General features: G+C 45.0%; 7 protein-coding genes. 1 reads left to right on the forward strand and 6 read right to left on the reverse strand.

The window, feature by feature from the left end:
* Positions 1-74: 74 nt before the first annotated feature.
* Genes QUA74_RS23420 through QUA74_RS23430 form a run of 3 tightly spaced genes read right to left on the reverse strand, consistent with a single transcriptional unit; the run spans position 75 to position 3,954 of the window.
* Complete coding sequence (locus tag QUA74_RS23420; RefSeq protein WP_333333959.1) at positions 75-2,264, reverse strand: WD40 repeat domain-containing protein; 2,190 nt, start codon at positions 2,262-2,264, stop codon at positions 75-77.
* 12 nt (positions 2,265-2,276) lie between these two features.
* Positions 2,277-2,435, reverse strand: coding sequence for a hypothetical protein (locus QUA74_RS23425; RefSeq protein WP_333333961.1), 159 nt, complete (start codon positions 2,433-2,435; stop codon positions 2,277-2,279).
* Entirely contained in the window at positions 2,428-3,954 is a 1,527-nt protein-coding gene (locus QUA74_RS23430; protein ID WP_333333963.1) for an ATP-binding protein, read from the reverse strand. The genes QUA74_RS23425 and QUA74_RS23430 overlap by 8 nt, the downstream gene beginning before the upstream one ends.
* A 254-nt stretch (positions 3,955-4,208) precedes the next feature.
* On the opposite strand from QUA74_RS23430, the gene QUA74_RS23435 reads away from it, so the two are divergent.
* Positions 4,209-4,976: a PD-(D/E)XK nuclease family protein gene (locus QUA74_RS23435; protein ID WP_333333965.1), complete on the forward strand. Its 768-nt coding sequence runs from the start codon at positions 4,209-4,211 to the stop codon at positions 4,974-4,976.
* Between the two features lie 146 nt (positions 4,977-5,122).
* Here QUA74_RS23435 and QUA74_RS23440 read toward each other — a convergent pair whose 3' ends face one another.
* From QUA74_RS23440 to QUA74_RS23450, 3 genes are all read right to left on the reverse strand, one after another.
* Complete coding sequence (locus QUA74_RS23440; RefSeq protein ID WP_333333967.1) at positions 5,123-5,338, reverse strand: hypothetical protein; 216 nt, start codon at positions 5,336-5,338, stop codon at positions 5,123-5,125.
* Positions 5,335-7,662 (reverse strand): hypothetical protein, encoded by a 2,328-nt coding sequence (locus tag QUA74_RS23445; protein WP_333333969.1) that lies wholly within the window; start codon positions 7,660-7,662, stop codon positions 5,335-5,337. Before QUA74_RS23445 ends, QUA74_RS23440 begins: the two co-directional genes overlap by 4 nt.
* Before the next feature lie 233 nt (positions 7,663-7,895).
* Positions 7,896-8,411 carry a hypothetical protein gene (locus tag QUA74_RS23450; protein WP_333333971.1) on the reverse strand — a complete coding sequence of 172 codons (516 nt, stop codon included), beginning with the start codon at positions 8,409-8,411 and terminating at the stop codon, positions 7,896-7,898.
* Between the last annotated feature and the right edge of the window lie 74 nt (positions 8,412-8,485).

The following is an 8,485-nucleotide window of genomic DNA, read 5'->3' on the forward strand; positions in this document are numbered from 1 at the left end:
CCAGGTGAACTGAAAGGATAAGGTGATCGCTTTCGTAAATGTGGGATCTAACGAGTGTATCCTTGTTGACTACATCACATCCCTTCCAAACGCAGGAAATGCACCCGCCCTGATAGCTCGCCTACAGCAATAATTCTCCCATCTGATGTCATGGCGCAGGACCATAGCGGAGCATCACCAATGAAATAATCGATAACTCTCCCACTTTTCACCTCCCAGACTTTGAGAACATCTTCTGAAACCGAGATAGCCCTCTGTCCATCCAGTGTTACTGCTACTGCCCTAACATCAGTATGACCCTGTAGAGTATGCAGTTTGACTCCAATTTTTAAATTCCAGACTTCAATAATGGCTTGCGAAGCACAGATCGCCCATTCCCCATCTGGTGTTACTGCAACCGCTCTAACCCAGTCCGTAGACCCTTTGAAAGTAGATGGGTTACCTTCACCGTTCAGTGTCCAAACTTCAAGAGTATTGTCGGATGAAGCAAAGATAACTTGCTTTTTATCCGTCGTAGTTACTGTTACGGACAAAACGTTAGTATTATCCCTATTAAAGGTGTGATGTACTTCTCCAGTTTCCAAATCCCAGATTTTTAGGGCATCTCGCGAAGTTGAGAATACCTGCCGATTATCCCGTGTCACTGTTGCTGAAAAGACGGTATCGGTATGATCTGTGAAGGTGCGACATATTTTTACACTCTTCAGATCCCACACTTCCAAAATATTTTTTTCAGCATAGATTGCCTGTTGATTATCTGGTGTTACTGCTAAGACGGTACCAGTATGACCCTTACAAGCGTGCTGTACCTTTCCAGTTTCTAACGCCCAAATTCTAAAAGTGCTGTCAGTTGAAGTCGAGATGGCTTGCTTCCCATCCGGTGTCACTATCACCGCAGTAATTTCTCCAGGATGACTTATTGGAGGGAATCGTTCACTTCCAGTTTCCAGATCCCAAACTTTAAGTGTATTATCGAGTGATGTTGAGATAGCTTGCTTTCCATCCGGCGTTATCACTATGTCCTTAACCCAGGCAGTGTGCCCTTGTGAAGTCAGTTGTTCTGCTTCATAAGCTAAGTTCCACACCTTGAGCGTTTTATCCGTTGAAGCTGAGATCATCTGTTTTCCATCCAGCGTTACAGCTATCGCTGTAACTCGGTTGGTCAGATCTTTAAAGCTACACAGTTCGGTTCCACACTCTACATCCCAGACTTTGAAAACTGTATCGGCTATTATCCCAGATGAATCTGAAGCAGAAATCACCTGCTTACCATTCGGTGTCACTGCTACTGCTGTAACTTCTCCTGTATGACCTTTGAGAGTGCGTAGTATTCTCCCAGTCTGCAAGCCCCAAATTTTAAGAGTACAATCAGCCGAAGCAGAAATTACTTTTTCCCCATCCGGCGTCACTGCTACTGCTGTGACTTCTCCCGTATGACCTTCGAGAGTGTGTAATATTTTCCCAGTCTGCAAGTCCCAAATTTTAAGAGTACAATCAGCCGAAGTGGAAATCACCTTTTGCCCATCTGGTGTTAATACTATTCGTCTGATCCAGAGAGTATGACCTTGCAGGATACAAAATACTTCTCCAGTTTCGCAATTCCAAATTTTGAGAGCATAGGCACCAAAAGCCGAGATAACCAACTGCCCATCTGGGGTAATTGCTACTGACCAGCCATTACTTGTTGGGTCTTTGAAGGTTCGCTCTTTGGTCGTATTTTTTAAGTTCCAGACACTGACAGCATCAGCCGAGGCAGAAATAGCGCGACATCCCTTTGGCGTTATTGCAATTGCCATTGCAGATTTGGCTACTATTGCCGTCATCTCTCTTGTATGGTCTTCAAGAGTTTGTAACATTTCCCCAGTCTTCAGATTCCAGATTCTAAGAGTTCGATCGACTGAAGCGGATATAGCGTGTTGTCCGTCTGGTGTTACTACTACATCTGTAACGGTTCTGGTATGACCTACCAGAGTTCGTACCAATCGGTTGCTAGGTTGCGTTAGGCTGGGGGTCAAGGGGCGCAACTTGGTATCTAATTGACACTGCTTTGCTGCCTGTTCCAATAGTGGTTTAATCTCAGATGCCTCCAATGGCGACAAGCGTCCCAGCAGTTGTGCCGTTAATCGCGTCTTATCCTGCTCCAGGATATGCGCGGACAACCGCAGCGCACTTTGAATTATTCTCAGATTCTCACCCTTACTCTTAACCCACTCTTCAGAATTTAAGATGTCAGGAATGAAAGCCAAATCATAATCTTCAATCAACGGTTGTGGCCCTCATTCAGAAACCTTGGCTTCAATGAAATCAAAATCTGTTAGCAGGATTTGCAGCCGATCTATTTGAGAAGACTCTGCCAGAAGTGTTGGTAGCTCCTTCAATTTATAAATTCGGCTGCCTTGTGGTAGTTGCTTTAAACGTTCTGCTAACTTACCCATCGCCGTACAAATCCTGCCATAAACTATCTGCCATCAGAGTTTTTATCCCCTTAATTGTTATCCCCGCTTTCTCTACAATATCCTTGCGGTTGAGAAAACGGCGGTAACTATCGTGATAAAGCCTGTAAAAGATTTGCTCGTATCGATCTAGTTTGTGTAAAAATTGTTTCCATTTATTCAGTACATATTGCACGGTAAATTCAGCTTCTTGTTCTCCCGTATGCTTGATGATTTCAACAATATCCTCATAGGGAATAGGGCTAAGTGTTTCCGACAGGATGTAGACAATTCTAAGCTTAGTGAGCGGCGGCGGGTCAGTGGTCATGCCCATGAGTTGCCAGTGATTCTCGTAATATGCTTCTAAACCCTGCGGTAAGCTTTCAATGCTTGCATCTTGGTAAATTCCATCCTCAATTTCTACTAGCACACAGCGTAGATACATAAAGTTGTTTTCGCTCTTGTCGGCTAGTTGGGTGATGAAATCTTCGACTGTCAAGCCGCTACCCTCAATCCACTGGCGCAGTCGCTCATGCTCATTAACGTGCTGCCGAATATAGGCCCGGACATCTTGTAAGCTAAGGTCAGCGTATTCCTCTGCCATCAGGTCAAACAGGTACTTCGGGGTGTCAACCACAAACAAAAGATCGACTCCCCGCCGCCGTGACATCACGAAGTAAACATTTTTAGGCAAGTAGCGGGGCAGGTAGAGGATGTTTTTACTGTTTTCCTGGCTGTCTGGGTCAACTTCATCCAGCGCATCAACAACGATTACCAGTCGCTCTCCTGGCTTGAGTTGTTCGCTGACTTCAGACAGCAGTTTTCCCAAAAAAGTATTGTTTTGGTTCGCATCGGGCGGCAACTCCGAGTAGGGCAAGCGGTATTTGGCGATCAGTTGCGTGCAGACACTCTCTAGGAATTGGCTAGTGCGGTTGATACTTCCCAGGCGATCGTTGAAATGGGCTACGCATTCATGTCGTCGGACGTACTCGGCAAGTATTGTACTTTTTCCCATGCCGGGGTCGCCTTCGAGGGTGAAATAACCGTTGGGCTTGTTGCTCAGGAAATCCTCAATCTTATCGAAAACGTATTTACGACCTACGAAACCTTCTGTCTTAATGTCAATCAGCGATCGAAACTGTCTGCGCCAGTCCATTGCTGCTGCGATAAGAGCGGTTGCACCGACACTTGAATCATTTGACCTTTGTTTTTGAAGCCACTCAGGAAACTGTTTTTCCCACAACCACTTGAATGCTTGCTCCCAAAGGCTGTCACCTTTGCGGGGTTGACCTCGACCAGTTGGTTTTACAATAGGACAGCCATTTCTAGACAGCACATCGCATACAGCAGTCAAGTGATCTTGGAAATTCTGTTCCTGATTGATAATCTCCTCGTTTTTCCACAGATATTCTGCAAGTGCCTTACGCTTCTTATTCGCATTGTTCTCATCAAAACGACTTAAGAAAACATCTCGCTGCTTCCCAAAAAAACCGTAGCGGTTAGCCAGTTCCCCTAGAAACATAAGCTTTAATTGTTGTGAGTCATCCTGGGAGTCCATATCACACCCGCAATAGGGAGAGTATATTAAGTTCTTGCCAGTCATTTTAGCATAGCAATTCATTCTGCTAATTTCGACGGAAATTCGGTTGGGACCAAAAACTCTATTAAATTCTATTTCTTCTCTATTTTAAACTCATTTAATTGACAGGTTTTCTTGATTAATCTAGATTCAGCAGTCAATTATCTACCAAAAAAGTAGAGTTCACATAAAAAAATATGAACGTACAACTTTCTCTTTTTCCCGAAGAATCAGGACAAGATTTCTCAATTTCTTCAAATCGAAAACCTAAGACGACTCGCAAATCAACGTCTACCAAACTCCCCAAGGAAACAAAAACGATTCAACCCGCAAAAAAACGTTCAAAACCTTATATCTGGGTGACTTGGCTTTCTAGCTTGATGGGCGAAGAAAAGCAGTGTAAACATACAGCATGGTCTTCGGCTCACTACCAGTTTCCCAAACGACCCAGTGATTTTGACTCCTCTGCACATGACGAGATGGTAATCCAACGGGCAATGAAACATCAAGCCCAAGGATCTGCTGTGTACGTTGAGGATGATAACTCATTCACAATTAACGGCAAGACTTGCGATATCGGTGGCAAGCCAGACATTGTGGTGATTGAGAACGGTCAGCTTATCATCGAGGACTGTAAATCGGGCAAATGTAAAGCTGCACACCGGATGCAAGTGCTGATTTATATGCTGCTGTTTCCTCTCTCGCCACAAGGTCAACGTCTCTGCCAAAGTCATCCCCCCGCAGGACGGCTGGTGTATCCCGATGACATAGTGGAAATTTACCCATCAGAGGTTGACAGTCAATTCAAGGAGTTCTTCCGCCAAACTGTTGCTATCATCAGCGGTGCTACTCCCCCACCTCAAGCGCCAAGCCATTGGGAATGCCGCTATTGCAATGTTCCTGGTGCATACTGTCCGGCACGAATCGACTTAGATGCAGATACAGGCAATCACGACTTCTTTTAGGTTGCTTTCTTACCATGACCCCTTGAGCTAAGAGAGCAATTAATTAAACATCAATTTAATTGATTTGTGTTGCTCCTTGGGTCGGGTTCCCTGGAGGATTGAATAGGAATTAGTAGCAGCGTAGCATAGAGTTGAATCTCTGCTGTTCAGGATTTGAGGCCCTGCTTCACAGGTGCTGCCAGCCGTCCTGTGAAAGCTGTTGTCAGCGCCAGTGGCCTTCCGGAGCGAGCGTGCCTCTTCTTGGGGGGCGCGATCGCGCACCCCGCATTCCTTAAGTTGACACGCCTCGGCAGTGCCGTGTCCTTGCGAGATTGTTCGATCGGTGAGCCTACATCATAAACCTGCCATCTGCTGTATTTCAAATCTCCATCTCGGCTTCAGTTTTTCTAGCTTCCTGCTTGTTGGAGTTATGGTTTTGAGCGAGTTGTTGTTGGGAGAGGAGATTTTCTACTTCTTCGGGTGGAATGTCGCACAGAAGAACCTCAACATTACCTTTTTGGAGGCTGGCTTCAAAAACTATCTCGCTGTGAGAGTTAAAGCCTTTGACAGTACCCTTCGACTTGGATTTATCGCTGAATTCGACTTCAAAGTCGAGGCGCGAGCCTTGGGAATCGGTAAAGCTGATTTCATCCTGACTGCTTCTCTTTACCATTTCAACTAAACGTTCTTGGTTGAGAGCTTGTTGAAAAATCTTTAAGCGATCGAGTTCTTCTTTTTCTTCAGGTTTCAGCAAGTCGTTTGTAACTTCCCATTCTCCCGTTTTATCCTGTACTGCTGAAAACAGTTCTTCGCCTTCCTTAGTTTTTAAGCTGACAGCGGTAGAGGAGTCAAAATTTGTTATATAAAGCTTTGCTTCTCCCAAATCAACGCCATCTTCTAATGCAATGCCTTCCGCATTTGCTTCTTCTTCAGCTAGGTTGTAAATTTTCGCCAGTGTTGCTGCAAGTTGGGCATCCTGAGTAAGATTTTGGGCTGTCACAGTGATTTTTTTAGCAGTAGCGCTAGCGCTGCTGCTAGCTGGGATTGTTGATTCTAATGAAATTTTTTCACCTATTTCTGTTGCGTTTTGTACGAATTGGTCGCTGAAGGATGGAGTTGAGCTGTCGGGTGGTTCTAATTTTGCATCCCCAGCTTGAACGCCTGTCTCGCTTTTTTGAAGAGAAAGTTTGTTCTCTAAAGCTTCTATTCGTTGTTCTAGGGTATCGAGTCGCTTTTCAAGTCGGTTGAGTGCTTCATTTATTTGTACGAGCTGTTCTTCAAAACTCGCCTCTGTGTCAATCTTAATAGAAGCCGTTTTTTCAGAATTGTTGTCTGTCACACGACCGGAAATTTTATCAACTTTTCCGTGGACTTTGCTAACAGCTTTAGCTAAGAGCATACCGGGTGTTGAGACAAATTCGGCATCCGGTTCAGGTAATATGTTTTGTTCCGGTTCTGGCTCCGGTTCAGCTATTGGTAAAGCTTCGGATTCAACCGTTGCATCTGCCATTGAATCCGCTTCAGCCAAGTTGGTAACCCGCTGCGAGAGCGAGTCAGCTCGTTGGCTTTGAGCTTGCAGCCTTTTGACAATACCGGCAACTTGGCGCTCTTTTCCAGCCCCAAGAGCAGCTTCTATAATTTGAGAAGCTGCTTTTTTCCCCATCAGAGTAGCGAGAACCGCAACTTGAGTGCTCAGGCCGCTGACAGTTGTACCTTCTACCTCACTTCCAGAAATGGCTGTTCTACCACTAACTTGTACAGCAGCATCGAGGATACTATCGATGTTCTGGTCGTTTGATTTTTTGCCTTGAGGTCGCTGTTGGCTCGTTCGGGTTTTTGAAGGTGTGCGTGCTAAGGATTCAGCAACTTCTACCCCTTCATTTGTCTGAAGTTTTCTTTTGGCTTGGGATTTAGCTGATAATTCTTCGTCTTCCAAATCTTCTCGCTCAGAGTTTTGAAGGTGGTTTCTAGTTTGAGGCTTAGCTTTAGGTTGAGGTTCTTTCAGTTCAAACTCATCTAGCTCACTTAGTTCATCTCTCGGAGAGCGGGTTAAGGCTTTAGATTTAAGCAGTGGTTCTTCCGACTCCAACTCCTCTACGTCATCTTTTCGGGGTCTTCTTTTGGTTTGAGAGTTGGGTGATGGCTCGTCGTCATCCCAAGTTTTTATTTCATCTTTTTTAGATTTGGTATTGGTTTTAGATTTCGCTCGGGGCAAGGGTTCCTCATCCTCTAACTCATCTAGCAAATCGTCTTTTTTAAACTTAGTTGCAGTTTTAGATTTAGACGGGTCGGGTTCTTCATCCTCCAATTCATCGAGTAAATCGTCTTTCTTAGACCTTGTTTTAGTTCGAGGCGAATCGAGTAATGCTTCAATTCCTGTTTTAGTAAATCGGTTGTCGTCCGGCTCTCCCAAGTGCTCCATCATGTACTTTCCTGTGGTAGAGCCGTACTCGGGTCGATCGCTCAAACTGAGGACGAGTCCGTTGTGCTTGACCTCCACGCTAATGCCAGGTTTGCCGTCTGCTTCCGTTAGTTCTTCAATTGCATCGGCAAAATCTTCTACGCTGGTGAGTCCGTTTTCCAGGCAGTAATCTAAAGCTTTCTCGCAGCGATTTCTTAGGTAGTTGAGGATTTTCTTGCCCTCGGCTGTGTTAGGGGTGATGTAGTTTCCCTGGCTTCGGCTTCGGTATGCTGTTTTTGTAGCCATAATCTTTGTGGCGGCGTGAGTGGATATTTCCCATCAAATTCGAGCAGTGTGGCTACTGACTTCACTCGGAAGAGCGGTTTTAGGGAATTAAAGTGACCCCCTCCAATCGGAGGGGGAATCGTCGCCCACTAATAAATAGTTCCTGTTTGGAACTCACTAAAAAACTAACTGTTCGGTCAACGAGCTTTCCTGGTGTTCACACCTACCCGCTCTTAGATGTGCGGTAGTTGATGTTAAAGTTGTGTATCTGCATCTCTTTTTTGTGAAGATGTAGAAGCTAATTCAGCATCAACCTCTCTGAGGTATTTGATAAACTGAGAGCTGTTGTTTTCAGAAAGTTTCTTAATGATTTGACCTGTTTTCAAGTCAGCAGCCAAGACCGGATTATCAGCTTCATCTCTGACTAAACACCTAACATTATTGCGAGATTGGCTAATAAAAGCTGTCCAGTTCCCCACAGGGATTTTAGTTTCTCCAGTTTGGTTATATGCTTCAGAAATCGCATCTTTCAGCAATTGTGAGAGGTGGGCGGGGCTGGCAGCAAGGTCTTCGGGTTGAGATGGCGGTTTGTTTTGGGTAGGGGTTGGCGATACGGATTGCGATCGCTTTTGGGTAGGGGTTGACGATACAAGCGGTCGCTCTTGACAAGGAGTTGGCGATACGGATAGCGATCGGTCAAGACAAGGGGTTGGCGCGACTTCTGAAAGTTCCTCAACTGATTCAATTAGTTGCACAGAGCTAGGGTTCAATGGCACTGAAAAAGTGAGCAAAAAAAAATCTGTAAGGCAAGATATACATAGATAATTGCCTTACAAACCAAAAT

Origin of the sequence: Microcoleus sp. LAD1_D3, from assembly GCF_036702135.1 — a bacterium.
GTDB lineage: Bacteria > Cyanobacteriota > Cyanobacteriia > Cyanobacteriales > Microcoleaceae > Microcoleus.